This window comes from Acidovorax sp. M2(2025) (assembly GCF_049330835.1).
Lineage (GTDB): Bacteria > Pseudomonadota > Gammaproteobacteria > Burkholderiales > Burkholderiaceae_C > Acidovorax.
Map to the genome: position 1 here is coordinate 4,652,684 of NZ_CP186262.1, position 26,748 is coordinate 4,679,431.

At 68.7% G+C, this 26,748-nt stretch carries 22 protein-coding genes; 4 read left to right on the plus strand and 18 right to left on the minus strand.

What is annotated here, in order from left to right:
• The first annotated feature begins 169 nt into the window (after window positions 1-169).
• Window positions 170-1,015 carry a hypothetical protein gene (locus ACOYR3_RS21370; protein WP_422844312.1) on the plus strand — a complete coding sequence of 282 codons (846 nt, stop codon included), beginning with the start codon at window positions 170-172 and terminating at the stop codon, window positions 1,013-1,015.
• A gap of 194 nt (window positions 1,016-1,209) precedes the next feature.
• Here ACOYR3_RS21370 and ACOYR3_RS21375 read toward each other — a convergent pair whose 3' ends face one another.
• The 9 genes from ACOYR3_RS21375 to argS form a co-directional block, all read right to left on the minus strand.
• Window positions 1,210-1,689, minus strand: a complete 480-nt coding sequence (locus ACOYR3_RS21375; RefSeq protein WP_422844313.1) for a putative toxin-antitoxin system toxin component, PIN family — start codon at window positions 1,687-1,689, stop codon at window positions 1,210-1,212.
• The gene (locus ACOYR3_RS21380; RefSeq protein WP_422844314.1) at window positions 1,679-2,971 is read right to left on the minus strand and encodes a THUMP domain-containing class I SAM-dependent RNA methyltransferase; all 1,293 of its coding nucleotides are present in this window, start codon (window positions 2,969-2,971) and stop codon (window positions 1,679-1,681) included. The genes ACOYR3_RS21375 and ACOYR3_RS21380 overlap by 11 nt, the downstream gene beginning before the upstream one ends.
• A gap of 38 nt (window positions 2,972-3,009) precedes the next feature.
• Window positions 3,010-3,447, minus strand: coding sequence for an acyl-CoA thioesterase (locus ACOYR3_RS21385; RefSeq protein ID WP_422844315.1), 438 nt, complete (start codon window positions 3,445-3,447; stop codon window positions 3,010-3,012).
• 85 nt (window positions 3,448-3,532) lie between these two features.
• Window positions 3,533-5,122 carry an RNA polymerase factor sigma-54 gene (locus ACOYR3_RS21390; protein WP_422844316.1) on the minus strand — a complete coding sequence of 530 codons (1,590 nt, stop codon included), beginning with the start codon at window positions 5,120-5,122 and terminating at the stop codon, window positions 3,533-3,535.
• 31 nt (window positions 5,123-5,153) lie between these two features.
• The gene (gene lptB / locus ACOYR3_RS21395) at window positions 5,154-5,942 is read right to left on the minus strand and encodes an LPS export ABC transporter ATP-binding protein (protein ID WP_422846631.1); all 789 of its coding nucleotides are present in this window, start codon (window positions 5,940-5,942) and stop codon (window positions 5,154-5,156) included.
• Window positions 5,943-5,962: 20 nt separating this feature from the next.
• Window positions 5,963-6,616, minus strand: a complete 654-nt coding sequence (lptA, locus tag ACOYR3_RS21400; protein ID WP_422844317.1) for a lipopolysaccharide transport periplasmic protein LptA — start codon at window positions 6,614-6,616, stop codon at window positions 5,963-5,965.
• Between the two features lie 109 nt (window positions 6,617-6,725).
• Window positions 6,726-7,382 (minus strand): thiol:disulfide interchange protein DsbA/DsbL, encoded by a 657-nt coding sequence (locus tag ACOYR3_RS21405; protein WP_422846632.1) that lies wholly within the window; start codon window positions 7,380-7,382, stop codon window positions 6,726-6,728.
• A gap of 67 nt (window positions 7,383-7,449) precedes the next feature.
• The gene (locus ACOYR3_RS21410) at window positions 7,450-8,145 is read right to left on the minus strand and encodes an SPOR domain-containing protein (RefSeq protein WP_422844318.1); all 696 of its coding nucleotides are present in this window, start codon (window positions 8,143-8,145) and stop codon (window positions 7,450-7,452) included.
• Window positions 8,146-8,154: 9 nt separating this feature from the next.
• Entirely contained in the window at window positions 8,155-9,864 is a 1,710-nt protein-coding gene (gene argS / locus ACOYR3_RS21415; RefSeq protein ID WP_422844319.1) for an arginine--tRNA ligase, read from the minus strand.
• Between the two features lie 245 nt (window positions 9,865-10,109).
• Here argS and ACOYR3_RS21420 point away from each other — a divergent pair, with 245 nt between their 5' ends.
• Complete coding sequence (locus tag ACOYR3_RS21420; RefSeq protein ID WP_422844320.1) at window positions 10,110-10,502, plus strand: PsiF family protein; 393 nt, start codon at window positions 10,110-10,112, stop codon at window positions 10,500-10,502.
• Window positions 10,503-10,601: 99 nt separating this feature from the next.
• On the opposite strand, the gene ACOYR3_RS21425 is transcribed toward ACOYR3_RS21420, so the two are convergent.
• Both ACOYR3_RS21425 and ACOYR3_RS21430 read right to left on the minus strand, forming a co-directional pair.
• The gene (locus ACOYR3_RS21425; protein ID WP_422844321.1) at window positions 10,602-11,048 is read right to left on the minus strand and encodes a DUF2214 family protein; all 447 of its coding nucleotides are present in this window, start codon (window positions 11,046-11,048) and stop codon (window positions 10,602-10,604) included.
• A 185-nt stretch (window positions 11,049-11,233) separates the two neighbouring features.
• Window positions 11,234-12,604, minus strand: a complete 1,371-nt coding sequence (locus tag ACOYR3_RS21430) for a dicarboxylate/amino acid:cation symporter (protein WP_422844322.1) — start codon at window positions 12,602-12,604, stop codon at window positions 11,234-11,236.
• 216 nt (window positions 12,605-12,820) lie between these two features.
• Between ACOYR3_RS21430 and ACOYR3_RS21435 the strand changes: the two genes are divergently transcribed.
• Window positions 12,821-15,502, plus strand: coding sequence for a PAS-domain containing protein (locus ACOYR3_RS21435; protein ID WP_422844323.1), 2,682 nt, complete (start codon window positions 12,821-12,823; stop codon window positions 15,500-15,502).
• A gap of 129 nt (window positions 15,503-15,631) precedes the next feature.
• Here ACOYR3_RS21435 and ACOYR3_RS21440 read toward each other — a convergent pair whose 3' ends face one another.
• The 3 genes from ACOYR3_RS21440 to ACOYR3_RS21450 all read right to left on the minus strand — a co-directional run bounded on the left by ACOYR3_RS21440 (window position 15,632) and on the right by ACOYR3_RS21450 (window position 17,749).
• Window positions 15,632-16,303, minus strand: coding sequence for a response regulator (locus ACOYR3_RS21440; RefSeq protein WP_422844324.1), 672 nt, complete (start codon window positions 16,301-16,303; stop codon window positions 15,632-15,634).
• Complete coding sequence (locus ACOYR3_RS21445) at window positions 16,300-17,286, minus strand: LysR family transcriptional regulator (RefSeq protein WP_422844325.1); 987 nt, start codon at window positions 17,284-17,286, stop codon at window positions 16,300-16,302. The genes ACOYR3_RS21440 and ACOYR3_RS21445 overlap by 4 nt, the downstream gene beginning before the upstream one ends.
• Before the next feature lie 229 nt (window positions 17,287-17,515).
• Complete coding sequence (locus ACOYR3_RS21450) at window positions 17,516-17,749, minus strand: hypothetical protein (RefSeq protein ID WP_422844326.1); 234 nt, start codon at window positions 17,747-17,749, stop codon at window positions 17,516-17,518.
• A gap of 2 nt (window positions 17,750-17,751) precedes the next feature.
• Between ACOYR3_RS21450 and ACOYR3_RS21455 the strand changes: the two genes are divergently transcribed.
• The gene (locus ACOYR3_RS21455) at window positions 17,752-19,962 is read left to right on the plus strand and encodes a malate synthase G (RefSeq protein WP_422844327.1); all 2,211 of its coding nucleotides are present in this window, start codon (window positions 17,752-17,754) and stop codon (window positions 19,960-19,962) included.
• Window positions 19,963-20,102: 140 nt separating this feature from the next.
• Here the strand turns inward: ACOYR3_RS21455 and ACOYR3_RS21460 are convergent, their stop codons facing one another.
• The 4 genes from ACOYR3_RS21460 to trkA all read right to left on the minus strand — a co-directional run bounded on the left by ACOYR3_RS21460 (window position 20,103) and on the right by trkA (window position 26,745).
• The gene (locus ACOYR3_RS21460; RefSeq protein WP_422844328.1) at window positions 20,103-21,971 is read right to left on the minus strand and encodes a potassium transporter Kup; all 1,869 of its coding nucleotides are present in this window, start codon (window positions 21,969-21,971) and stop codon (window positions 20,103-20,105) included.
• A gap of 401 nt (window positions 21,972-22,372) precedes the next feature.
• Window positions 22,373-23,668, minus strand: coding sequence for a glutamate--cysteine ligase (gshA, locus tag ACOYR3_RS21465; RefSeq protein ID WP_422844329.1), 1,296 nt, complete (start codon window positions 23,666-23,668; stop codon window positions 22,373-22,375).
• A gap of 98 nt (window positions 23,669-23,766) precedes the next feature.
• Window positions 23,767-25,233 carry a TrkH family potassium uptake protein gene (locus ACOYR3_RS21470; RefSeq protein ID WP_422844330.1) on the minus strand — a complete coding sequence of 489 codons (1,467 nt, stop codon included), beginning with the start codon at window positions 25,231-25,233 and terminating at the stop codon, window positions 23,767-23,769.
• 15 nt (window positions 25,234-25,248) lie between these two features.
• Window positions 25,249-26,745, minus strand: a complete 1,497-nt coding sequence (gene trkA, locus ACOYR3_RS21475; protein WP_422844331.1) for a Trk system potassium transporter TrkA — start codon at window positions 26,743-26,745, stop codon at window positions 25,249-25,251.
• Window positions 26,746-26,748 lie beyond the last annotated feature (3 nt).

Sequence of the window (26,748 nt, forward strand, 5' to 3'; positions counted from 1 at the left end):
GAGAAAGGGGAGAGCAACGGGGTCTGCGGCGGGCGGGAGACTGCGACCTTTTATGATGCGCGGACCCGAAACGGCCGCTCGCACGCTGGGCCAACACCCGGCAATACCCAAAGGCGGCAGTGTAGCCCCGCCCGCTGCCCGCATTTTTCCAAGCCCTTCGCCCCGCGCCATGCACCCTCCGAACGACGCCCCCCGCCCACCGCCGCAGGCCGGGCGGGCCGGGCCGCAAACCCGCTACGACGCCTTTTTGCAGGCGCGGCTGGCGGACCAGCCGCACAGCGTGATGCCCCACCTGCTGGGGGACGAGCAGCTCTGGATCAAGCGCGCGGGCGCACCCCATGGCCCCGGCCGCTACCGGGCCATGGCGCTGCTGGCCGGCCTGCTGCGCCTGGAGGTGCTGCGCCCCGTGCCCAACCCGGGCGGCGAGGCCGCCATCGCCACCGAAGTGCGCCGCCTGCGCGACCTTGCGGCGCGCGGCATCCGCGTGCCGGTGGTGCTGGCCGCCCTGCCCCGGGGCTTTGCCATGCGCCACCTGGGCCGCGCCGGCGAGGAAACGCATTCGCTGGGCAACGAGATCGACCACGCCGTGCAGGCCCGCGACCCGGCCGCCGTGCTGGCCCTGTGGCAGCAGGGGCTGGACACCCTGGCCCATGTGCACCGCGAGGGCGCCTGCCTCAGCCAGGCCTTCGCCCGCAACCTGGTGCGCTGCCCCGACGGCGAGGTGGCCTGCATCGACTTTGAAGACGACCCTGCCGCCGTGCTGCCGCTGCCGGTGTGCCACGCGCGCGATGCGCTGTGCTACGCGCATTCCACGGCCATCTACCTGCACGCCAGCGGCACGCTGGACGAAGGCCGCGCGCGCTGGGCGGCCTGGGCGGCGCAAGGCAGCGCCGAGATGCGCGCCGTGCTGGCGACCAGCGTCCGGCGCCTGGCCTGGATGCGGCATTTGCCCCCCAGCCGCAAGCTGGGGCGGGACCTGCAGCGCGTGCGGGCGGCGTATGACTTGCTGGCCTGAGGCCCCAGGCCTGAGGGGCCGCGGGGCGCAACCCGACGGGCCGCCGGTACAACGCTGATACAGGAAAGAAGCGTCGGGTTACGCTGCGCTAACCCGACCTACGGCGGCGTCGGGGCCGTGACAGACGCCAAAACGCGCCGCCGCTCAAAAACTCCGGTACGGGCCCAGGGGCAAGCTCTCGCTGTGGACATAATTCACGCGAGCGCCTCGCCCATCTCCAGCACCACCTCCGTCGCCACATCCGCCCCCAGGTTCGCCAGCCGCTTGCGCATGCACAGCACTGCCTTGTCCTTGCTCAGCAGGATCGCCTGGTGCGCCGCCGCCAGGTCGATGAACTTCTGGTCGTCGGCGTCCTTGCACACGTAGGCCACCTTGGGGGCGGTGTCCACCAGGTGCGCCTGCGCGTCGAACGCGGCGAGGACCTGCGCCGCACCCACGCGGTAGTAGTCCATGCGCTCTGCGATGTGGGGATAGGCCAGCACGCGTTCCAGCTCATCACGCATGACCTGCGTGGCAATCCACGCCAGCCGCCCCGCGGCCAGCAGGGCGCACAGGGGGGCGGTGCGCGGGTCGCTGAAGATCAGCAGGTCCAGCGCGACGTTGGTGTCCACCACCACGGGGCGCGCGGGCTCGTTCGCCTGCGCCTCGGCGGGCAGGCGCAGTTCAACCTTCATGGCGCGGGCCGCCGTCGGGGGCAGGCTTGGCAGCCCGTTCGCGCACGGCGCCCTTGACCATGTCGAAACGGAACAGGCGGCATTCGATGGGGCCGTTCCACATCGGCACGCGGCGCGACTCCTTCAGGCGCATCTTGCCGGGCAGCTTGAGGTCGGGCGTGAGCATCCAGGCCGTCCAGCCGCTGTAGTTTTTCTTCCAGTGCGCGGCCAGCTGGCTGAAGAACTCGCCGCCGTCCTCGGTCTGCGCCGCTTCGCGGCCCACGGCTTCGCCGCGGGCGCGGTCGGCCGCGCGTTCGCTGGCGTTGCGGCCTGCGCTGCCGGCGGCGGCAATGCGCTCGCCGTAGGGCGGGTTCAGCAGCATCACGCCGGGCTGATCGCAGGGCGGCATGCGCTGCAGCGCGTCGCCGCCGCGCAGCTGCACGGCCTGGGCCACGCCGGCACGCTCGGCATTGCGCTGGGCAAAGTCGACCATGCGGAAGGCCACATCACTGCCAAAAATGGGGACGGGGCTTGCCTGCACTGCGCCGGCAGCTTCATTTTTAATAGCAGTCCAGACATGGGCCTGGAACGGCAGCAGCTTCTCGAACGCAAAGCGCCGCTGCAGGCCCGCCGGGATGCGGCAGGCGATCTGCGCGGCCTCCACGACGATGGTGCCGCTGCCGCAGCAGGGGTCGTACAGCGGCCGGGGGTCGTCGCCGTGCGGGTCCCAGCCGCTGGCGGCGATCATGGCGGCGGCCAGGGTTTCCTTGAGCGGGGCATCGCCCTTGTCTTCGCGCCAGCCGCGCTTGAACAGCGGCTCGCCGCTGGTGTCGATGTACAGCGTGGCCTCGTCGGTGGTCAGGTGCAGGTGGATGCGCACGTCGGGCCACTGGGTGTTCACGTCGGGGCGCACGCCGCTCTTGTGGCGGAAGCGGTCGGCCACCGCGTCTTTCACGCGCAGGCCGGCAAAGTTCAGGCTGGTCAGCGGGCTGTGCTGGGCCGTCACTTCCACCTTGAAGGTCTGGCGCGTGGTGAACCAGATTTCCCAGGCCACGTCGCTGGCCAGGGCGTACAGGTCGTTTTCGGAGCGGTAGGGCCGGTGCGCCAGCTGTACCAGCACGCGCTGCGCCAGGCGGCTGTGCAGATTCAGCAGCAGCGCGTCGCGCCACGAGGCGCGCAGCAGCACGCCGCCGCGGCCCACCAGCAGGTCCTGGCCCGTGAGTCCGGTGATGCCGTGCACCTCGTCGGCCAGGAAGCCTTCCACGCCGGCAGCGCAAGGCAGAAAAAGTTGGAGTTGGTTCATGGGAAAGGCGAGGATACGCGCTCGGCAGGCGCGGGGGGTCAGGCTGCCGCGCGCGCCAGCAGGAGCTGGCGGATGGATTCGGGAATCGGCGCCACCTTGCGGTCGGCCTGGCCAATGAACACGATCCCGATCTTGCCGCGCGCCACTTCGCGGCCGGAGGCCTTTTCAGCCATGCGGAACACGAGGTCGAAACCATAGCGGTTGAAGTCCGCCGGCGCCATGTCCACCCGCAGGGTTTCGCCGTGGAACGCCTCGGACTTGTACTGGGCCACGATATCGCCCACCACGATGGACAGGCCGCCCACGTCCGCCTCGGGGTAGCCCAGCGACTGGAAGAAGCGCACCCGCGCTTCGGACACCAGGCTGAGCAGTTGGGCGTTGTCCAGGTGCCCGCCCTGGTTCACGTGGCTGATGTAGATCTGCAGCTCGGTGGCAAAGCCGAAGTGGGCGGGAAGGTCGAAAACAATGCGGGCCATGGAGACGTACGGTCGGTGAAATCAAAGAAGTCCGGCTGCGGCGCACGGAGCCAATCCGCCGGCGCGCCCAGGCCGCGAAGGCCGGCTACAGCGCCTTGCGCAGGTTGGCCGGCGCAATCTTGAGCGCCTCGCGGTACTTGGCCACGGTGCGGCGCGCGCATTCGATGCCCTGCTCCTTGAGCATCTCGGCGATCTGGCTGTCCGACAGGGGCTTGGACGGGTTCTCGGCCGCCACGAACTGCTTGATGAGCGCCCGCACGGCCGTGCTCGACGCGTTGCCGCCGGTCTCGGTGCCCAGGCCCGAGCCGAAGAAGTACTTCAGCTCGTAGGTGCCCACGGGCGTGGCCATGTACTTGGAGGTGGTCACGCGGCTGATGGTGGACTCGTGCAGGCCCAGCTCGTCGGCGATGTCGCGCAGCACCAGCGGCCGCATGGCCAGCTCGCCGTGGGTGAAGAAGTTCTTTTGCCGCTCGACGATGGCGCGCGAGACCCGCAGGATGGTGTCAAAGCGCTGCTGGATGTTCTTGATGAACCAGCGCGCCTCCTGCAGCCGCTGCTGCAGCCCCTGGTGGCCCTCGCCGCCCTTGTGGCCGCGCAAGGCGCCGGCGTAGATGTCGTGCACCCGCAGGCGCGGCATCACGTCGGGGTTGAGGGTGACGATGAAGTTCTGCTGCCCGCTGCTGCCGTTGGCCCGCCCGGCTTTGCGCACGATGACGTCGGGCACGATGATGTTGCGTTCCACGTCGGCGAACCGGCGGCCCGGCCGCGGCTCCAGCCGCGCGATGAGGGCCATGGCGGCGCGCGTGCGCTCCTCGGTATCGCCGCACAGCTGCGTCAGGCGGCGGATGTCGCGGCGGGCCAGCATCTCCAGCGGCTGCTGGCAGATGCGCAGCGCGGTCTGCACGGTGGCCGGATCGGCATCGCTGTCCTCGTCGGCGGCCAGCGCGGCAAGCTGCAGCGTGAGGCATTCGGCCAGGTTGCGCGCGCCCACGCCCACCGGCTCCAGGCTTTGCAGCAGCCGCAGCGCCACGGTGAAGCGGTGCACCAGCTCCTCGATCTGCTCCAGGTCGTCCGGGCCGGCCAGGCTCGTGGCCAGCTCTTCCAGCGGGTCTTCCAGGTAGCCGTCGTCGTTCAGCGATTCGATCAGGAAGCGCAGCGCGGCCGTGTCCACCTCCGACAGCCGCAGGGACAGCGCCTGGCGGTGCAGGAAGGCCGTGAGCGATTCGTGGCTGCGGGCCAGTTCGGTGGCGTCGGCCTCGTCGCCCTCCGCGTCGTTGCGCGTGCGCGGCGGTGCGTCACCGCCCCACTCCGCGTCGTTGGGCGCCATGTCCACCGTGCCGTCGCCGCTCCAGTCCGGCTCTTCGGCGGAAGCGCTCGGGGATTCGGACTCCGAGGGGGCTTCCGCGCTGGTGCTGCTTGCGCTGGCAGCTCCTGAATAGATAGCATCTTCGGCGCTGTAGTCGTCGGGCTGGGCCGGGGTGTTCTCCGCGTCCAGGCCGAACTCCTCGCGCGGCGCCTCGTCCGCGGTGCGCTCGAGGAAAGGGTTGTCGTCGAGCATCTGCTCGACTTCCTGCGACAGCTCCAGGGTGGACAACTGCAGCAGCCGGATGGATTGCTGCAGCTGCGGCGTGAGTGCGAGATGCTGCGAGACGCGCAGCGAAAGACCCGGTTTCATTGACACGAAAGGACCAGCGTGGAGGCCATGCCTACATCCTGAAATGTTCGCCGAGGTAGACGCGGCGCACCTCGGCGTTGTCCACGATCTCGGAAGGCGTGCCCTGCGCCAGCACGCGGCCGTCGCTGATGATGAACGCGTGGTCGCAAATGCCCAGGGTCTCGCGCACGTTGTGGTCGGTGATGAGCACGCCGATGCCCCGCGCCTTGAGAAAGCCGATGATGCGCTGGATCTCGATCACCGCGATCGGGTCGATGCCGGCGAACGGCTCGTCCAGCAGGATGAAGCGCGGCTGCGTGGCCAGCGCGCGGGCGATCTCCACACGGCGGCGCTCGCCCCCGGACAGCGCCAGGGCCGGCGACGCGCGCAGATGGTCCACGCGCAGCTCCTGCAGCAGGGCCGTGAGCCGCTCTTCGATGGCGCCGCGCGACAGCGGCTGGCCGTCGTCGCCGCGCTGCAGCTCCAGCACGGCGCGCACGTTCTCCTCCACGCTGAGCTTGCGGAAGATGGACGCTTCCTGCGGCAGGTACGACAGCCCCAGCCGCGAGCGGCGGTGGATGGGCATGTGCGCCACCGACTGGCCGTCGATGCGGATGTCGCCCGCGTCGCTGCGCACCAGGCCCACGATCATGTAGAACGAGGTGGTCTTGCCCGCGCCGTTGGGGCCCAGCAGGCCCACGACCTCGCCCTTTTGCACGACCAGCGAAACGTCCTGCACCACCTTGCGGCTGCCGTAGGACTTGGCCAGGTGCTGCACCTCCAGGCGGCTGCCCGCCGCGGTGTCCGGCCCGGACCGGCTCCCCGCGGATGCGCCGGGGATGGTGTTGACGGCGGCCTCGCTCACTGGGAGCCGCCACCAAGGCTGTTGCTGGGCCGCAGCGCCGGCGCCGAAGCCGGTGCTGCGGCGGCTGGCGGCGCCTTGGCCGCCGGCGGGTCCTTGGGCGCCAGCACCGCGCGCACGCGGCTGCCCGGGGCCGGCGTCTCGCCGGACGCGCCCGCGGCGTTGCGCTTGCCATCCACCGTGAAGACGTCGGTGAGGTTGTTGTAGACGATGACCGCACCCGTGATCTCGTCGCTCAGCTCGGCGCCCCGGTAGCGGCGCAACTCCGCGCGGGTGACGAAGCGCACGTTGTCGGAGCGGCCGTCGTACTCGATGACCTCGCTTTCGCCTTCGATGAACTCGTCGGGGGCGCCGGGCAGGGTGTCGCGCTTTTGCCGGAAGAACGCCCGCTTGCCGGGCTCGGCCGTGACCACGCCGTGCTGGTAGCCCTCGGCATCCTGGCGCACGTCCAGCCGCGCGCCGCGCAGCACGATGGAACCCTTGGTCATGACCACGCGGCCGGTGAACACGCTGGTCTGCTTGAGCTCGTCATGCCGCAGGGCATCGGCCTCGATGTTCATGGGCTTGGCGCGGTCGGCCTTTTCAGCATGGGCCGCACCGAAGGCGCCGGCCAGGGCCGCGAGCAGGAGGATCGGAAAAAGGCGGTGGTTCATAGGGCACGAATCTTGCAAACGATTGTAGCCACGCCTTGGCGTTCCTCCATGAAAAAAGCCCGCACATGCGGGCTTTTGGCCGAGGGATTGCGCGCGGGGCGGAAAAGCGTCAGGCTTTGCGCGCCGTGGCGGCCAGGTGTTCCACCACCTGCAGCACGTTCTGCATGCTGCCGGCCATGGTGCCGTCGGTGTAGTACTTGCCGGCCACGCCCATCGAAGGCACGCCTTCCACGCCGTAGGCGTCCTGCAGCTGCGAGGCGCGGCGCACCTGGTTCGACACGGTGAACGAGGTGTAGACCTCCTTGAACTTCGCAGCGTCCACGCCCTGCTGGGCCACCCAGGCAAAGATCTCGTCGTCCTTGGCCAGCTTTTGCTTTTCCGCGTGGATGGCGCGGAAGACCTTGGCGTGCAAGGCGTCGAGCTTGCCCATGCCTTCGAGCGTGTAGTACAGCTTTTGCTGCGGCACGAAGCTGGCGTTGAACGCCACGGGCACGCGGCGGATGGACAGGTCCTTGGGCGCGGCCTTCACCCAGGCGTCCAGCGTGGGCTCGAAGACATTGCAGTGGGGGCAGCTGTACCAGAAGAACTCGATCACATCGACCTTGCCGGCCGGCGCGTCAGGCGCCACGGGCTTGTCCAGCCGCTTGTAGTCCTTGCCTTCCTTGAACTGGCGGGGCTGGGCCAGCGCAGGGGTGGCCACGGGCAGCGCCAGGGCGGAAGCGGCGACCGCCGATGCGGCGGACAAAGAAAACTCACGGCGTTTCATCACAAAGACTCTCCTGTTCAGGTGTTGGGGGAATGGAGCCATGCCCCGGCAAAAAGTTCAGCCACCGTCAGCGCTGCACGCGCACCAGGGCCGATTCCACGCCGGCGCCGTCCAGCTTCTCCTTGAGATGCTCGGCATCATCGCGCTTGGTGAACGGCCCCACGCGGACGCGGAAGACGGGGCGGCCGTTCTGCTCGCGCTCGCTGACCCGCGCCTCCCAGCCCAGCATGGCCAGTTTGGCACGCTGCGCGTCGGCGTCGGCCTGGGTGCGGAACGCGCCGGCCTGCACGAAGTAGTCAAACGGATCCACATTGCCCTTGGCCGCGGCCTTGGCCACCGCCAGGTCGCCCAGCGGATCCGAGCCCGGCTTGGTCTCGGCCTTGGCCGGCTCGGGCTTGCTGGCGCCGGGCTTGGCCGCGGGGGCGGGACTGCTGGCGGCCGCCGCAGGCGCCGCGGCCCGCACCTCGGGGGCCGCCGCCGGTGCGGGTGCGGGCGCCGCTGCCACCGGGGCTGATGCCGCCGCCGACGCGGCGGCCACCGGCGCACGGGCCGGATTCTTGCCGTACAGCGGCGAATTCGGGTCCCAGTTCTTGTTCTTCTGCGACTCGGCGGCGTCCAGGTCGGCGCCACGGCCATTGCCCTTGTTCAGGAAGGGCACCGGCACCTTGGTCACATACACCGCCACGGCCAGCGCGGCGCCCAGGCCCACGATGACCCCGACGATGAAGCCGATGATGGTCCCACCCGTCTGTTGTTTCTTCATAGTAACTGCTTACATTCTGGCCGGAGCCGACACGCCCAGCACGGCCAGGCCATTGTGCAATACCTGGGCGGTGGCGGCGACCAGGGCCAGGCGCGCCTTCTTCACGGCCTCGTCGTCCACCAGGATGCGCTCGGCGTCGTAATAGCTGTGGTAGCTGGCCGCCAGGTCGCGCAGGTAGAACGTGACGTCGTGGGGCGCCTCGCCGTCGGTGGCGGCGGTGAGCATCTCGGGGTACTTGGCCAGCTGCAGCATCAGCGCCTGGGCCTGCGGGCCTTCCAGCGCCGACAGGTCCACATCCTTCAGCGCGGCCACGCCGCCACCGCCGGCCTCTTGCCAGGCCCGCAGCACCGACTGGATGCGCGCATGCGCATACTGCACGTAGTACACCGGGTTGTCGTTGTTCTGCGCCACGGCCAGGTCCACATCGAAGGTGTACTCGGTGTCGGGCTTGCGGCTGAGCAGGAAGAAACGCACGGCGTCCTTGCTCGTCCACTCGATCAGGTCGCGCAGCGTGACGTAGCTGCCCGCGCGCTTGCTGATCTTGACCTCTTCGCCGCCGCGCACCACGCGCACCATGGTGTGCAGCACGTAGTCGGGGTAGCCCTGCGGGATGCCCACGTCGGCCGCCTGCAGGCCGGCACGCACGCGGGCGATGGTGCCGTGGTGGTCCGTGCCCTGGATGTTGACGACCTTGGTGAAGCCGCGCTCCCACTTGGCGATGTGATAGGCCACATCGGGCACGAAGTAGGTGTACGTACCGTCCTGCTTGCGCATGACGCGGTCCTTGTCGTCGCCATAGTCCGTGCTCTTGAGCCACAGCGCACCGTCCTGCTCGTAGGTCTTGCCGTTGGCCACGAGCCTGTTCACGGTGGCCTCGACGCGGCCGCTGGTGTACAGGCTGGACTCCAGGTAGTACTGGTCGAAGTGCAGGTTGAATGCCTGCAGGTCCTTGTCCTGCTCATTGCGCAGGTAGGCCACGGCGAACTGGCGGATGTTGTCGTAATCCTCCACGTTGCCATTGGCCGTGAACTCGCGGTCGTCGGCCTTCACGGTGGCCTGGGCCTTGAAGGCCTCGGCGATGTCGGCGATGTAGTCGCCGTTGTAGAAGTTCTTGGCCAGCGGGTTGTCGCTGTCGGTGGGCCAGCAGTCGTCGCCGGGCTTGAAGCCCTTGGCGCGCAGCTGCGTGCTCTTGGTGAGGGTGTCGATCTGCACGCCCGCGTCGTTGTAATAGAACTCGCGGTGCACGCTCCAGCCCTGGGTGCTGAACAGGTTGCAGATCGCGTCGCCCAGCGCCGCCTGGCGGCCGTGGCCCACGTGCAGCGGGCCGGTGGGGTTGGCCGAGACAAACTCCACCAGCACGCGCTGGCCATTGGCTGGCTGAAAGCCGAAGCGGTCGCCGGCGGCCAGCACCTCGCGCACCACTTCCTGCTTGGCGCTGGGCTTGAGGCGGATGTTCAAAAAGCCGGGGCCGGCGATTTCAATGGCGTCCACCCAGCGCTGGTAGGCGGGCGTGGCCTCCAGCGCGGCCTTGAGCTGCTCGCCCAAGGCACGGGGGTTGAGCTTGAGCGGCTTGGCCAGCTGCATGGCGGCCGTGCAGGCGAAGTCGCCATGGGCAGCCACCTTGGGCGATTCGAACGCGGCCTTGGCGCCCGAGCCGGGGGAGAGTTTTTCCAGCTCGGCCGCGAGCGCGGCGAGCAGTTCGTTTTTGACGGAGAGCATCGGCGGATTTTACGGGGCGGCCCTGCGCCCGGCCGGGCGCGGGGCGCGCAATGCCTGCAGCAACCCAGCCCCACGGCACACTGCGCAGTGCCAGCGGCGCGCTCCGTCGCCTCTTTGGCAACCAAAAGTAACAGAAGTGCACGCCCTAGCGGTTTTGTCAGCGCGTCGCACGCAAGTGCCGTTAAAAACCCTACCATCTGCACCGGATTGGTTGTTGTGATGTTTATCCACTTACTGGAGCCCCTATGAAAAAGCTTCTTTCCCTGACTGCCGTGAGCCTGGCCCTTTCGTTCAGCGCAGCCCACGCAGCCGATGCCCCCGCCGCAGCTCCGGCCGCAGCCCCTGCTGCCAAGGCCGCTCCAGCACCCGCCGCCGCGCCTGCTGCAGCGCCTGCCGCCGCTGCACCGGCGTCCGCACCGGCCGGTGCGCGCACCAAGCAGCAGTCCAAGATGGCCACCTGCAACACCGAGGCGGGCGACAAGAAGGGTGACGAGCGCCGCGCCTTCATGAAGACCTGCCTGAGCAACAAGTCCGCCTCGCAGCAGGAAAAGATGAAGACCTGCAACGCCGATGCCACGGCCAAGACGCTCAAGGGCGCCGAACGCAAGTCCTTCATGAGCGAGTGCCTCAAGAAGTAAGAACTCCAGCGGCGGCCTCAACCGCCGCGCCACAAGAAAGCCCGCCAGGCACCAGCCTGGCGGGCTTTTTTTGTTTGGCGGTGCCGCAGGGCGCCCGTGCTACCAGCCCCGGGCCCAGTACACGGCGATCACGGCCACGATGGGCAGGATGTGGGACTGCACCATGACCCAGCGGCGGGTGCTGCGCACTTCGGCCTCGGCCGGCAGCGCGCCGGTGGCGTTCAGGGCCTTGAGCCAGCGGCGGAAGGTGAGCGTCGGCTTGATGGACAGCAGGCCCATCAGCACGAACAGGGTGATCTTGACGTGGAACAGGGGCTGCGACACGTACCAGGAAACCCCCTTCACCCCGAAATACAGCCGCGCCAGCCCGCTGGCCAGCAGCACCACCGCCGTGATGCCGTAGATCAGGTCCAGCCGCGCCAGGCGCTGGACCACGGCGGGGTTCATCCAGTCGGAGCGGCACAGCGCGGCTTCGCTGGTCAGAAACACGACCAGGGTCAGCACGGCAAGCAGGTGGAAAGCGGCGAGGAAGGCTTCAAGCGTCATGGGCAATACATCCTTGGGGGGCGGTTCTGCGGGGCTGTGCGCAACAGGTTCCCGGACCGCTCCATTGTGCTTGAGTTGCGCCGGGGCCGCGCCGGGGCGCGCAGGGGCCGCCGCCCGGGGCCGGCCGCAAAAAGAAAGCGCGCGCCACCCGGGCGCGCGCTGTGCGCAGGCCTGCGGCCGGGCGCTCAGGCCGCGGTGCGGACGGCCGGCGTGCCGACCGGCACCTCGGCCATCGCGGCGGCGGGCGTGGCTGCGGCCGGTGCGGGCAGCGCCTTGCCGTTGAGCGCGGCGTCCAGGCGTTCATGGTCCAGCGCATTTTCCCAGCGCGACACGACCACCGTGGCTACGGCATTGCCGATGAAGTTGGTCAGCGAGCGGCATTCGCTCATGAAGCGGTCCACGCCCAGGATCAGCGCCATGCCCGCCACGGGCACTTCCGGCACCACGGCCAGGGTGGCGGCCAGCGTGATGAAGCCCGCGCCGGTCACGCCTGCCGCGCCCTTGGACGACAGCATGGCCACCAGCAGCAGCGCCACCTGGTGGCCCAGCGACAGTTCGGTGTTGGTGGCCTGGGCGATGAACAGCGCGGCCAGCGTCATGTAGATGTTGGTGCCGTCCAGGTTGAAGGAGTAGCCCGTGGGGACCACCAGGCCCACCACCGACTTGCTGCAGCCGGCCTTCTCCATCTTTTCCATCAGCGAGGGCAGCGCCGATTCGGACGACGAGGTGCCCAGCACCAGCATCAGCTCGGCCTTGAGGTAGCGGGCGAGCTTGAGCACCGAGAAGCCGCACAGGCGCGCCACAAAGCCCAGGATGACCACCACGAACAGCAGCGAGGTGAGGTAGAACGAGCCCACCAGCCACGCCAGGTTGACCAGCGAGCCCAGGCCGAACTTGCCGATGGTGAAGGCCATGGCGCCGAACGCGCCGATGGGGGCGGCCTTCATCACGATGCCCACCACCTTGAACACGGGCGTGGTCAGCGCGTCCAGGAAGTGCAGCACGGGACGGCCCGCGTCGCCCACCAGGGCCAGGCCGACGCCGAACAGCACGGCCACCAGCAGCACCTGCAGGATGTTGTCGCCCACGAAGGGGCTGACCAGCGTCTTGGGAATGATGTCCAGCGCGAAGCCGGTGAGCGTCATCTCGTGCGACTTGGCCACGTAGCCTTTGACGGCGGTCTGGTCCAGGTCGGCGGGGTTGATGTTCATGCCCGCACCGGGCTGCACCACGTTGGCCACCACCAGGCCCACCACCAGGGCAAGCGTGGAGAAGAACAGGAAGTACGCCATGGCCTTGCCGAAGACGCGGCCCACGCTGCTGAGCTGCGACATGCCGGCAATGCCCGTCACGATGGTCAGGAAGATCACCGGCGCGATGATCATCTTCACCAGCTTGATGAACGCGTCACCCAGCGGCTTGAGCGCCTCGCCGTAGGACGGGTAGAAATGCCCCAGCAGCACGCCCAGGACGATGGCGAAAACGACCTGGAAGTACAGTTGCCGGTAGAAAGGCAGCCGCAGGGTTGCGGCGGTGGGGGCGGGCAGGGGATGCATGGACGGTCTCCAAAGATCAGGGGACGGCACCGCCAAGGGTGCGTCGAGGCGCCGTTTGTACCGCTGCACGCTTTTGGAGCCGATAACCTATTGGTATTAGACGAACGCCCCACCCCAGGGCGCGAACTGCCCCAACCTAGGGAAAATACCTAGTCTCCGAGCGGGCAGGCCCACGCCCCTCCCCGCCGCCACGCACCGCCTTTGCCCTTTTCCGCCATGACCCCGCCGCGCCTGCGCAAACTACGCACCCTGCTGATCCTGCTGGCCGGCACGGCCGCCAGCATGTTCGCGGCCAGCCAATGGGCCTGGCACCGCTCGCTGCAGGCGGAAAACACCAGCGTGCAGCGCCAGCTGGCGCTGTACGGCCAGGCGCTGGCGCAGCGCATCGACCGCTACCGCACCCTGCCCGAGGTGCTGGCCCTGGACACGCAGCTGCAGGAGGCGCTGCGCCGCCCCCTGACGGCGGCGGAGGTCGAGCAGCTCAACCGCAAGCTGGAGCAGGCCAACGGCGCCAGCCAGTCCTCCACCTTGACCTTGCTCAACCGCGACGGGTGGGCCGTGGCGGCGAGCAACTGGCGCACGGCCACCAGCAACGTGGGCGTGGACTACAGCTTCCGCCCCTACGTACAGCAGGCGCTGGCGCAGGGGCTGGGCAGCTTTTACGGCATCGGCGTGACCACGGGCCAGCCGGGGTACTTCCTCTCGCAGGCCATCCGCGGCCCGGACGGCGAGCCCCTGGGGCTGGTGGCTATCAAGATCGCGCTGCAGGAGCTGGAGCGCGAGTGGCTGCAGACGCCCGACACGGTGCTGGCCTCGGACGCGCACGGCGTGGTCTTCCTGGCCAGCCAGGACGCCTGGCGGTACCGGCTGCTGGCGCCGCTGTCCGACACGGAACGCCGCGAGCTGAACGCCACGCGCCAGTACGCCGACCAGCCGCTGCGGCCCCTGGACGTGCGCGTAGACGACCAGCTGGCGCAGGGCGGCCGCCTGGTGCGCGTGCAGACGCCAGACCTGCCGGCCCCGCCCGGCCGCCTGCTGTGGGCCAGCCAGCCCCTGCCGGGCACCCCGTGGCAACTGCACCTGGTGCACGAAACCCAGGGCAGCCTGGCCGACAGCCGCTGGGCCGCGGCCGCCGGCGCCGGCGGCTGGCTGGCGCTGTCGCTGCTGGTGCTGTTCGCGCGCCAGCGCCAGCGCCTGGCCGCCCTGCGCCAGCGCAGCCGGCAAGAGCTGGAAACCGTGCTGCGCCAGCACGCGCAGGAGCTGCGCACCGCGCAGGACGGCATCGTGCAGGCCGCCCAGCAGGCGGCGCAGCGCACGGACACCGGCCTTTCGCGCAGCCTGGAGCACCTGCCCCAGGGCGTGGTCATCATCGACGCGCAGCTCAACCTGGTGGCCTGGAACTCGCGCTACGTGGCGCTGTTCCGCTACCCGGCGGACCTGATGCGCGTGGGCCAGCCCATTGCCGACCTGCTGCGGCACAACGCGCGGCGCGGCCTGCTGGGCCCCGGCCCGGTGGAGGATGCCATCGAGCGCCGCCTGGCGCACCTGCGCAGCGGCACGCCCCACCTGCACGAAAGCGCCAAGGACGACGGCACGGTGCTGGAGATCCGCGGCAACCCGCTGCCCGAGGGCGGCTTCGTCACCAGCTACGCCGACATCACCAGCTACAAGAACGCCGCGCGCGAGCTGCGCTCGCTGGCCGACGCGCTGGAGCGCCGCATTGCCGACCGCACCCGCGACCTGGACGCCGCCCGGCAGGAGGCCGAGCGCGCCAACCGCTACAAGACCCGCTTCGTCGCCGCCGCCGTGCACGACCTGCTGCAGCCGCTGAACGCCGCGCGCATGTTCACGTCGCTGCTGCGCAGCCACCTGCACGACGACACGGGCCGCCGCGTGGCCGACAGCATCGACGGCGCACTGGCCGCGCAGGACGCCATCCTCAACAGCCTGCTCGACATCTCGCGCATGGAGTCCGGCCAGCTGGACGTGCGCATCCACGACGTGGCCCTGGGCCCGCTCTTGCAGGTGCTGGGCCACAACTTCGGCGTGCTGGCCGAGCAGCGCGGCCTGCAGCTCAGCTGCGTGCCCACGCACCACGTGGTGCGCACCGACGAGAACCTGCTGCGGCGCATCGTGCAGAACTTCGTCTCCAACGCCATCCGCTACACCCGCCACGGCCGCATCGTGGTGGGCTGCCGGCGCGACGGCCCGGACCATGTGCGCATCGAGGTGCACGACCAGGGCCCGGGCATTCCCGAAGCGCTGCAGAAGGAGATCTTCGAGGAGTTCCGCCGCCTCGACCAGGGTGGGGACGGCGACCGCGGCGCCGGCCTGGGCCTAGCCATCGTCGAACGGCTGGGCCGGCTGCTGGGCCACGCCATCGGCCTGCGTTCGCAGCTGGGGCGCGGCAGCGTGTTCTGGGTGCGCGTGCCGCTGGGCAACCCGGCCGCGGTGTCCGCCCTGGGGCCGCCGCCCGCCTCGCCCGAGCAGGCCGACGACACGCCGCTGCACGGCAGCAGCGCCTGGGTGATCAAGGACGACCCGCAAACCCGCGCCGCCACGCAGGCCCTGCTGCAGCGCTGGGGCTGCACCGTGCCCCTGGCCGGCGGCGCGCCCGAAGCCCTGGCCCAGGCCCAGCCCGGCAATGCGCCGCAGCTGGTGCTGCTGGACGTGCACCTGGGCGCGGGCCACCACGGCCCCGAGGTCTACACCGAGCTGTGCCAGCGCTGGGGCCAGGCGCCCGCCGTGATCCTGGTCACCGCCGAGCGCGATGCCACGCTGCGCCGCCAGGCCGCCGAGCGGGGCTGGGGCTTTCTGGCCAAGCCGGTGCGCGCGCCCGCGCTGCGGGCGCTGGTGAGCCAGACGCTGCTGCGCTTGCAGGAAAGCCCGCCCTCCTGAAGCGGTGCACAGGAAACCGCCCCGCGCCAGGATTGCTTCAAAATTGATAGCTGCCAGCGCCTGCGGCCAAAGCGCTGGAGACCATTTTGATCAAATGCTCCGTCCCGGCCCGCACGCCAGGACGGCCGCCTACCCGGCGCCGCCCTCTTCCGTCTCCAGGCTCTTGACCAGCACCGCCGCCTGCGTGCGGCTGTAGCACGCCAGCTTTTTCAGGATGGCCGTGACGTGCACCTTCACGGTGTTCTCGGCCAGGCCCAGCTCGGCGGCGATCTGCTTGTTGAGCAGGCCGTCGGCCAGGCACAGCAGCACGCGGAACTGCTGGGGCGTGAGCTGGGCCAGGCGCGCCGCCAGCTCGGCGTCGGCCTCGGAGCGTTCGGCCGCCATGGGCGGAAACCAGCTGCCGCCGTCGAGCACGGCCTCGATGGCCTCGCCCATGGCTTCGGCCGGGGCCGATTTGGGGATGAAGCCGGCCGCGCCGAACTGCTGCGCGCGGCGGATGACGCGCGGGTGGTCGTTGGACGAGATCACCACCACGGGCAGCTCGGGGTACTCGCCCCGCACATGCAGCAGGGCCGAGAAGCCGCGCGTGCCGGGCATGCTCAGGTCCAGCAGCACCAGTTCCACCTCCGGGTGCTCCTGCAGCGCCGCGCCCAGCGTGGCGGCGCTGGCGGCCTCCAGGGTGCGGTACTGCGGCAGGCGCCCCTGCAGCACGTGCAGCACGGCGGCGCGGAACAGCGGGTGGTCGTCCGCCACCAGCAGCGTGGGGCCGGGCTCAGCAGGCGCAGGGGCGGCGTCGGTCATGGGGCGCTCGGGTCCGGACGGCCCCAGAACGCGGGCTGGGCGTAGTGGTGCTTGAGGAAGTCGATCCACAGCCGCACGCGCAGCGGCATGTGCTTGCGCTGTGGGAACACGACGAAGATGCCGTTGGGCGGCGCGGCGAAGTCCTCCAGCACGGGCACCAGCTGGCCGGCGGCGATCTCGGCCTCCACCTCCCAGGTGCTGCGCCAGGCGATGCCGTAGCCCGCCAGGCACCAGTCGTGCAGCACCTGCCCGTCCGAGCAGTCCAGCGGCCCGCCGGGCTTGAGGAACATCACCTCCGAGCTGCCTTCCGCGGGCAGGCCCGCGTCCGCCAGCAGCCGCTCCGGGTCCCGCGCCCGGCCGCGCGGCAGGCGGAACGCCCAGCCGCGCGTCTGCGAGGCCTCGCTCGACAGCGTGAGGCAGTCGTGCTGCAGCAGGTCGGACGGGTGCTGGGGCGTGCCGTGGCGCTGCAGGTAGGCTGGCGTGGCCACGCACAGGCGCCGGTTGTCGGCCAGGCGCACGCTGACCAGGGAGGAGTCGGGCAGGTCGCCCACGCGCACCGCGCAGTCATAGCCTTCGCCGGCCAGGTCCACCACGCGGTCGCTCAGGTTCAGCGAGATCGTCACGTCGGGGTGGGCGCTGCGAAAGCGCGGCACCAGCGGCGCCACATGGCGGCGGCCGAACCCTGCCGGGGCGGTGATGCGCAGGTGGCCCGTGGCCTTCACCCCGCCTTCGGACACGCTGGCCTCGGCGTTGGCCACGTCGGACAGCAGGCGCTGGCAGTCCTCCAGAAACGCCGCCCCCTCGTGCGTGAGCGAAATGCGCCGCGTGGTGCGCACCAGCAGCTTCACCCCCAGGTGCTCCTCCAGCGCGTCGAGCCGCCGCCCCATGATGGCGGGCGCCACGCCCTCGGCCTTGGCCGCGGCCGTGAGGCTGCCGCGCGTGGCCACGGACACAAAGGATTCGAAGGCCTTGAGTTTGTCCATGGGGCGGATTATGGAGCGCGGGGGCGCCCGGCCCGGGCGTCACGGTGCAGCGGCCGCCAGGGAAAACGCCAGGCCGTTTCAAGATCAAATTGCCTGATTAGCGACCTACCTCAGACGCTTTCTCTTCCCCACCCGTTCGGGCTGAGCCTGTCGAAGCCTTGCACGCGCGCTGCAAGCCCTGGCTTCGACAGGCTCAGCCCGAACGGATGGAGTGGTATCTGAGATCAGGTCAAATCGGCCTCCAGCCCTTTATAGACAAGCGCAAACAGCTATCAAAATTGAAGCAATCTTGATCACCCTGCGCCTTGCCCTGCGTCACCTTTGCGTAAAAGTCACTGGTTTTGAGATTTTTCGGCCATTTATAGGCATAAAAATTTGCAATACAGTGGCTTTCAAGCTGGCCGCCCTGGCCCCGCCGCTCCCCTGTTTTCCTGCTTTTTTCATCTTCACCGAGGCTTTTCATCGATGACTGCACGCACCACCGTCCACGGCCTGCAAGTGGCCACCAACCTGTACCGCTTTGTGGAAGACCAGGTGCTGCCCGGCACCGGCATCAGCAACGAAGCGTTCTGGAAGGGCTTTGACGCCATCGTGGCCGACCTGGCCCCCCGCAACATCGCCCTGCTGGCCGAGCGCGACCGCCTGCAGGCCGAGCTGGACACCTGGCACAAGGCCAACCCCGGCCCCATCCAGAACATGGTGGCCTACCGCAGCTTTCTGGAAAAGATCGGCTACCTGGTGCCCCAGCCGGCCGAGGTGAAGGCCACCACCGCCAACGTGGACGATGAGCTGGCCACCCAGGCCGGCCCGCAGCTGGTGGTGCCCATCCTGAACGCGCGCTATGCGCTGAACGCGGCCAACGCGCGCTGGGGCTCTTTGTACGACGCGCTGTACGGCACCGACGTGATTCCCGAGACCGACGGCGCGGAAAAGGGCAAGGGCTACAACCCCGTGCGCGGCGCCAAGGTGATTGCGTTTGCCCGCCAGGTGCTGGACGACAACGCGCCCCTGGCCAGCGGCTCGCACAAGGATGCCACCGGCTACCGCGTGGAAGGCGGCCAGCTGGTGGTGGCCCTGAACAACGGCACCACCACCGGCCTCAAGACCCCCGCCCAGTTCAAGGGCTACCAGGGCGATGCCGCCAGCCCCAGCGCCGTGCTGCTGCAGCACAACGGCCTGCACATCGACATCCAGATCAACCGCGCCACCCCCATCGGCCAGAGCGATGCCGCGGGCGTGAGCGACGTGGTGCTGGAAGCGGCCCTGTCCACCATCCTGGATCTGGAAGACTCCGTGGCGGCGGTGGATGCCGACGACAAGCTGCTGGGCTACAGCAACTGGCTGGGCATCATCCAGGGCACGCTGGTGGAGACCTTTGAAAAGGGCGGCAAGCAGCTGACCCGCGGCCTCAACGCAGATCGCATCTACACCGCCCCCAACGGCGGCGAAGTGCGCCTGCACGGCCGCTCGCTGATGTTCCTGCGCAATGTGGGCCACCTGATGACCAACCCGGCCATCCTCTGGACCGACGCCCAGGGCGCGGTGCGCGAGATTCCCGAAGGCATCATGGACGCCGTCATCACCACCGCCATCGCCCTGCACGACCTGCAAGGCCATGGCAAGGACGGCATCCGCAACTCCCGCAAGGGCAGCGTCTACATCGTCAAGCCCAAGATGCACGGCCCCGCAGAAGTGGGCTTTGCCGCCGAGCTGTTCGGCCGCGTCGAGAAGCTGCTGGGCCTGCCGGACAGCACCGTCAAGCTGGGCATCATGGACGAGGAACGCCGCACCTCCGTCAACCTGAAGGCCTGCATCGCCGCGGCATCCAGCCGCGTGGCGTTCATCAACACCGGCTTCCTGGACCGCACGGGCGACGAAATGCACACCGCCATGCTGGCCGGCCCCATGATCCGCAAGGGCGACATGAAGACCAGCGCCTGGATCCAGGCCTATGAGAAGAGCAACGTGCTGGTGGGCCTCTCCTGCGGCCTGCGGGGCAAGGCGCAGATCGGCAAGGGCATGTGGGCCATGCCCGACCTGATGGCCGAGATGCTCAAGCAGAAGATCGGCCACCCCAAGGCGGGCGCCAACACCGCCTGGGTGCCCAGCCCCACGGGCGCCACGCTGCATGCCCTGCACTACCACCAGGTGAACGTGCAGGACATCCAGATCGAACTGGAAAAGACCGACGCCAACGCCGAGCGCGACAACCTGCTGACCGGCCTGCTGACCATCCCCGTCACCGCCAACCCGAACTGGACCGACGCCGAGAAGCAGCAGGAGCTGGACAACAACGCGCAGGGCATCCTGGGCTACGTGGTGCGCTGGGTGGACCAGGGCGTGGGCTGCTCCAAGGTGCCCGACATCAACGACGTGGGCCTGATGGAAGACCGCGCCACGCTGCGCATCAGCAGCCAGCACATGGCCAACTGGCTGCACCACGGCGTGGTGACCGCGGCGCAAGTGCGCGAAACCTTCGAGCGCATGGCCGCCAAGGTGGACAAGCAGAACGCCGGTGATCCGCTGTACCGCCCCATGGCCGGCCACTTCGACACCAGCATGGCCTACCAGGCGGCGTGCGACCTGGTCTTCAAGGGCAAGGAACAGCCCAGCGGCTACACCGAGCCGCTGCTGCACGCCTGGCGCCTGAAGCTGAAGGCCGCGCAAGCCGCCTGAGCGGGGCGACCGGACAGCGCCAGCCCTGCAAGCCTGCAGTCTGGCGCTCATAAAACAATAGCTGCCAGCGCTTGTCCCACAAGCGCTGGCAGCTATTTTTATTGGAAATTTGACTGACTGGCTGACTGACTGCCGAGAGATCAAATTTCGATCTTCGACCCCAGCTCCACCACCGCGTTGTTGGGCAGGTGCAGGAAGTCCGCCGCGCCGCTGGCGTTGTGGTGCATCTGGGCGAACAGCTTTTCGCGCCAGGGCGCCATGCCGCCGCCCATCGTGGGGATCACGGTGTCGCGCGACAGGAAGTAGCTGGTGGTCATGGACTCCAGCTCGCAGCCCCGGCCGCGCAGCAGCTCCAGGGCGCGGGGCACGTCGGGATCGTTCTTGAAGCCGTAGTGGATCACCACCTGCCAGCAATCGTGGCCCAGCGATTCCACCTGCAGGCGCTTGTCCAGCCCGATCCACGGGGTTTCGTGGTTGTGCACCGTGACGAACAGGTTCTGCTGGTGCAGCACCTTGTTGTGCTTGAGGTTGTGCAGGAGGGCGTTGGGCACGGCCCCGGTCTCGGCCGTGAGGAACACGGCGGTGCCGTCCACCCGCGTGGGCGGGCTGATGAACACAGACTCCAGGAAGACCTTGAGGTCGATGGCATCGGCGCGCAGCTTGTCGTTGAGCAGCCGGCGGCCTTCCTTCCAGGTCATCATGAGCGAGAACACGATGCCGCCGATCATCAGCGGGAACCAGCCGCCCTGGAACAGCTTGAGCAGGTTGGACGCGAAGAAGGCCAGGTCCACCACGAAGAAACAGCCCGTGGCCGCGATGCACAGCGCCAGCGGGTAGCCCCAGCCATAGCGGATGACGAAGAACGTGAGCGTGGTGGTGATGAGCATGTCCAGCGTGACGGCGATGCCGTAGGCCGCCGCGAGGTTGCTGGACGAGCGGAACATCACCACGGCCAGCACGATGGCCACGAACAGCCCCCAGTTCACCAGCGGCATGTAGATCTGGCCCGTGTCCCGCACGCTGGTGTGCTGGATGTTCAGGCGGGGCAGGTAGCCCAGCTGGATGACCTGCTTGGTCACGCTGAAGGCCCCGGTGATGAGCGCTTGCGAAGCGATCACCGTGGCCATGGTGGCCAGCACCACCAGCGGGATCAGCGCCCAGTCGGGCGCCATCATGTAGAACGGGTTCTTCACGGCCTCGGGCTCGGCCAGCAGCAGCGCGCCCTGGCCGAAGTAGTTGAGCGTGAGCGACGGCATGGCCACCCCGAACCAGGCCAGGCGGATGGGCCGCTTGCCGAAGTGCCCCAGGTCGGCGTAAAGCGCCTCGGCCCCGGTCACGCACAGCACCACGGCGCCCAGGATGACGAAGCTGATGCCCGGGTTGGCCCACAGGAAGCCCAGCGCGTGGTGCGGGCTCAGGGCCCACAGGATCTCCGGATGGCCCACGATGTGCGAGATGCCCAGCAGCGCGATGCTGACGAACCACACCAGGGTGATGGGGCCGAAAAACCGCCCGATGCCGCCCGTTCCGCGCTTTTGCACGGCAAAGAGGCAAAACAGCACCACCAGGGTGATGGGAATCACGTACTGCTTGAAGTGGGGCGACACCACCTCCAGGCCCTCGACGGCGGACAGCACGGAGATGGCCGGGGTGATGACCCCGTCGCCGTAGAAGAGCGAGGTCCCGAAGATGCCCACGGCCAGCAGCAGGCCGCGCAGCTGGGGCTTGTCCTTCACGGCCTGGGAGGCCAGGGCCAGCATGGCGATCAGCCCGCCCTCGCCATGGTTGTCGGCGCGCAGCACCAGCACCACGTACTTGAGCGAAACGATGACCGTCAGCGTCCAGAAGAAGATGGACAGGATGCCGTAGACGTTGTCCTGCGTGAAAGGCACATGGCCCGACCCGAAGACTTCCTTGACGGCGTACAGCACGCTGGTGCCGATGTCGCCGTAAACCACACCGATGGCGCCCAGCGTAAGCGCTGCGAGCGATGACTTGGAGCTTTGCACTGACCACCCCCGCGGCCGTGCCTGGCAGGGTTCCGTTACTGTTTGAGACCGCTATTTTGCGCCTGCCCCCGGTCAAGCGTCTGGAGGCAAAACCCCATGTTGCAGCGCAACAACTCGCCCTTGGCAACCTGCCGCGGGCATGGCATGCGCGCCCGGAATTGCGCGGCGGGCGGCGCCTCCCCGGGGAGAGGAGGCGCGGCTGGCGGCCGCTCCCCGGGTGCGGCCACGGGCTGTTCACATTAGGTTGACCAAGCAAAAATCATGTGAACAGGCCCGGACCTGCGACTTAGAGCGGCTAACAGAACCCAGCGAAGCGGCCCTGGCTAGGCGTTCCGTCGCAGGCAGTACAAGCAGTACGACAAGACGGGACAACGACGCCAGGGGGGTTGTGTTAGCCGCTCTCAGTCGTACACCTCGGCGTCCGGGTTGGTGGCTTCCAGCTCGTAGCTGGCGGCCAGCATGGCCAGACGCCCCACCACGCCGTACATGTAAAAGCGGTTGGGGGCGCTCACGCCCGGGCGCACGCCGGGCTGGGGCATGTGGGTGCTGTGCTCGAAGGCCAGCGGCACGAAGCTGGCCCCCGGCGCATTGAGGTTTTCGTCCACGCCGCGCTCGGCATGCATGCGGTAGAAGCCGCCCACCACGTAGCGGTCCATCATGTAGACCACGGGCTCGGCCACGGCCTCGTGCACGCGCTCCTGGGTCAGCACGCCTTCCTGGATGATCAGGTCGTGCACCGGCTGGCCGTCCTTGATGACGGACATCTTGTTCTTGGTCTTGCGGTTGACGGCATCGAGCTCCTTGGCGTCGCGCACGGTCATGATGCCCATGCCGTAGGTGCCGTTGTTGGCCTTGACGATGACGAACGGCTTTTCATTGATGCCGTATTCCTTGTACTTGCGCCGCACCTTGGTCAGCAGCGCATCCACCGAGGACTGCAGCTTGTCCAGCCCCTGGTCCTCGGCAAAGTCCACCCCGTCGACCTGGCTGTACAGCGGGTTGATGAGCCAGGGGTCGATGCCCAGCATCTTGCCGAAGCGCTTGGCCACCTCTTCGTAGTTCTTGAAGTGCGTGCTCTTGCGGCGCACGCTCCAGCCCGCGTGCAGCGGGGGCAGCAGGTACTGCTCGTGGATGTCTTCCAGGATGCCCGGTGCGCCGGCCGAGAGGTCGTTGTTCAGCAGGATGGTGCAGGGGTCGAAGTTCTTGAGGCCCAGGCGCCCCTTGGTGCGGATCACGGGCTCCAGCGTGACCGAGTCGCCATTGGGCAGCTCGATCAGCGTGGGCTTCTTGATCTCGGGGCTGATGGAGCCCACGCGCACGTTCAGGCCGGCCATGTTGAAGATGCGCTGCAGCTGCACCACGTTGGCCAGGTAGAAGGTGTTGCGCGTGTGGTTCTCGGGGATGATGAGCAGGTTGCGCGCCTCGGGGCAGATCTTCTCGATGGCGGCCATGGCGGCCTGCACGGCCAGGGGCAGCATTTCCTTGGTCAGGTTGTTCCAGCCGCCGGGAAACAGGTTGGTGTCCACCGGGGCCAGCTTGAAGCCCGCGTTGCGGATGTCCACCGAGGTGTAGAACGGGGGCGTGTGCTCCATCCATTCCAGCCGGAACCAGCGCTCGATGGCGGGCATCGAGTCAAGGATGCGCTGTTCGAGTTCGTTGATCGGACCCGTGAGGGCCGTGATGAGATGCGGAACCATGGAAAGCCCTCGGGAAGCGATTGCGACGGATTGTAGAGAGATGACAAGATGGGGCCGCGCCCGCGTTTCGCAAGCCGCCGGCCCCCTCGCCCGCGCACCTATCGCCGCCAGAACGCCGGGGTGAGCACCGCCATGAAGCTCAGGATCTCCAGCCGGCCCAGCAGCATGGCCAGCGTGCACACCCACACCTGGAAGTCCGTCAGCACGGCGAAGTTGGACGCCGGGCCCACGCCGCCCAGCCCGGGCCCGGCACAGTTCACGCTGGCCAGCACGGCAGAAAACGCCGTCACCGGGTCCAGGTCGGTCAGCAGCAGCACCATGGAGAGGCCGATCACGGTGCCGCCGTACACCAGCATGAACGCCAGCACCGAGAAGATCACGCGGTTGTCCACCACGCTGCTGCCCAGCCGCACGGGCTGCACCGCGCGCGGGTGCACCAGCCGCGTCATCTCGCGCCGGGCCTGCTTGACGAGGATGAGCATGCGCACCATCTTGATGCCGCAGCCGGTGGAGCCCGCGCTGGTGGCCACGCTCGACAGCAGCAGCATCAGCACCGGCGCAAACACCGGCCAGCCCAGGTAGTCCACCGTGGCATAGCCCGTGGTGGTGGCCAGCGAAACGGTGTTGAACATGCCGTGCCGCAGGGCCTGCAGGGGTTCGTACACGCCCTTGGCCCACAGCAGCAGCGACACCACCAGCCCGCCGCCCACCAGCGTGCCCAGCGTGGCGCGCAGCTCGGGGTCGCGCCAGAAGCCCTGCCAGTCGCCCTTGCGCAGCGCCACGAAGTACAGCGCAAAGTTGCAGCTGGCCACCAGCATGAAAACGATGGCGATGGCTTCGAGCAGCGGCGACTGGAAGTGTCCAAAGCTCGCTTCGTAAGGCGACAGCCCGCCCAGGCTCACCGTGGTGAACATGTGCATGACGGCATCCAGCGGCGCCATGCCGCCCAGCCAGTACGCCAGGGCGCAGGCCACCGAGAACAGCGCGTACACGCCCCACAGCCCCTTGGCCGTGCCGGTCATCCGGGGCGTGAGCTTGGCATCCTTCACCGGCCCGGCGGCCTCGGCCTTGAAGAGCTGACTGCCGCCCACGCCCAGCAGCGGCAGCACGGCCACCGCCAGGATGAGAATGCCCATGCCGCCCAGCCACTGCAAAAAGGTGCGCCAGATATTGATGGAAACGGGCAGCGTGTCCAGCCCGCTCAGGACGGTGGAACCCGTGGTGGTCAGGCCCGAGACAGCCTCGAAGTACGCATGCGTGAACGACATCGGCCGCCCGATGGTGTGCCCCGCCAGCATCAGCGGCAACGCCGCAAACAGCGGCAGCAGCAGCCACACCAGCGACACCAGCATCACCCCGTGGCGCGGCTGCAGCTCCCGCCGGAAGACGCGAAAGCTCCACCACAGCCAGCCCCCGGCAAAGGCCGTGGCCGCCATGCATTGCGGGTAGACAAACCACAGCCCGTCCTGCGTCCACCACGACACGGCCAGGGGCAGCGCCAGGGCAGAGGCAAAGGTCATCACCAGAATGCCCAGCACACGCAGCACGGGAAACATGTCCACCATGGCGGCCCCGCTGCGTCAGAAAAACGTGGCGCTCACGCGGAAGAGCTTTTCCACGTCGCGCACCAGGCGCTTGTGCGGCAGGAAGAAGACCACGTGGTCGTTGCGCTCCAGCACGGTGTCGCTGCGCGGGATGATCACCTGCGGCGCGGGCAGGCCGGCCGCCTGGGCGGCTTCATGCCCTTCGCCCGCTTCACCGACTTCACTCGCGGCCTGGGCGCCGTCGGGCAGGCCGCGCACGATGAGCCCCATGTGCACGTCGCGCGGCAGGGTCAGCTCGCTGACCTTGCGGCCGACCACGCGCGAACTCTTGCGGTCGCCGCGCACCACGATCTCCAGCGCCTCGGCCACGCCCCGGCGCAGGCTGTGCACGGCCTGCACGTCGCCCTGGCGCACAAAGGCCAGCAGTTCGCCCAGCATGGCCTGCGCGGGCGACAGCGCAATGTCGATCTGCGTGCCGTGCATCAGGTCGGCATAGCTGCGGCGGTTGATGAGCGCCAGCACGCGGCTGGCGCCCATGCGCTTGGCCAGCAGGCAGGACATGATGTTGTCCTCATCGTCGTCCGTCAGGGCCAGGAACAGGTCCACCTCTTCCACGCCCTCGTCGCCCAGCAGGTCCTCGTCGGTGGTGTCGCCCTGCAGCACCAGCACGTCTGGCGGCAGCACCGCGGCCAGCTCCACGCAGCGCTGCGGGTCGGACTCGATCACCTTCAGGTGGAACCGCCCCTGCTGCTGGCCGAGCTGCTGCGCCAGGCGCAGCCCCACGCGCCCGCCCCCCGCAATCATGATGCGGCGCACGGGCGAGGCCTGTGCCCCATCGCGCCGGTGCAGGGCCGACAGCACATGCGCGATGTGCTCCTGCGCGGCCAGCACGAACACCTCGTCGCCGGGTTCGATGCGCGTATCGCCCGCGCAGGCCACGAAGCGGTCGGGTTCGTCGGGAAAGCGGCGGTAGATGGCCACCAGCCGCACCGCCACATCCGGCGCGCCGGCGCGCAGCTCGGCAATGGTGCCGCCCACCATCGGCGCACCCAGCCGCGCGCGCACGGAGACCAGGCAGGCGCGCCCGCCCGCAAACTCGCGCACCTGCATGGCCTCGGGGTAGTCGATGAGCTTGCCGATGTAGCGCGTGAGCGATTCCTCGGGGCAGATGATGCGGTCCACCGCAAAGCCCTCGTTGCCCAGCAGGCGCTCGTCGCCCTCCAGCCCGGTGGAGCGCACCCGCGCAATGCGGGTGGGAATGTTGAACAGCAGCTGCGCGATCTTGCAGCACACCAGGTTGGTCTCGTCCTGCGCGGCGCAGGCGATCAGCAGGTCGGTGTCCTGCGCGCCGGCCTCGGCCAGAACGGCCGGCTCGATGCCGTTGCCCACCACACCGCGCAGGTCAAAACGCGACTCCAGATCGCGCAGGCGCTCGGCGTCGGTGTCGATGACGGTGATGTCGTTGCGCTCGGACACCAGGCTGTCGGCCACCGTCTCCCCCACGCGGCCCGCCCCGAGGATGATGATTTTCATGGG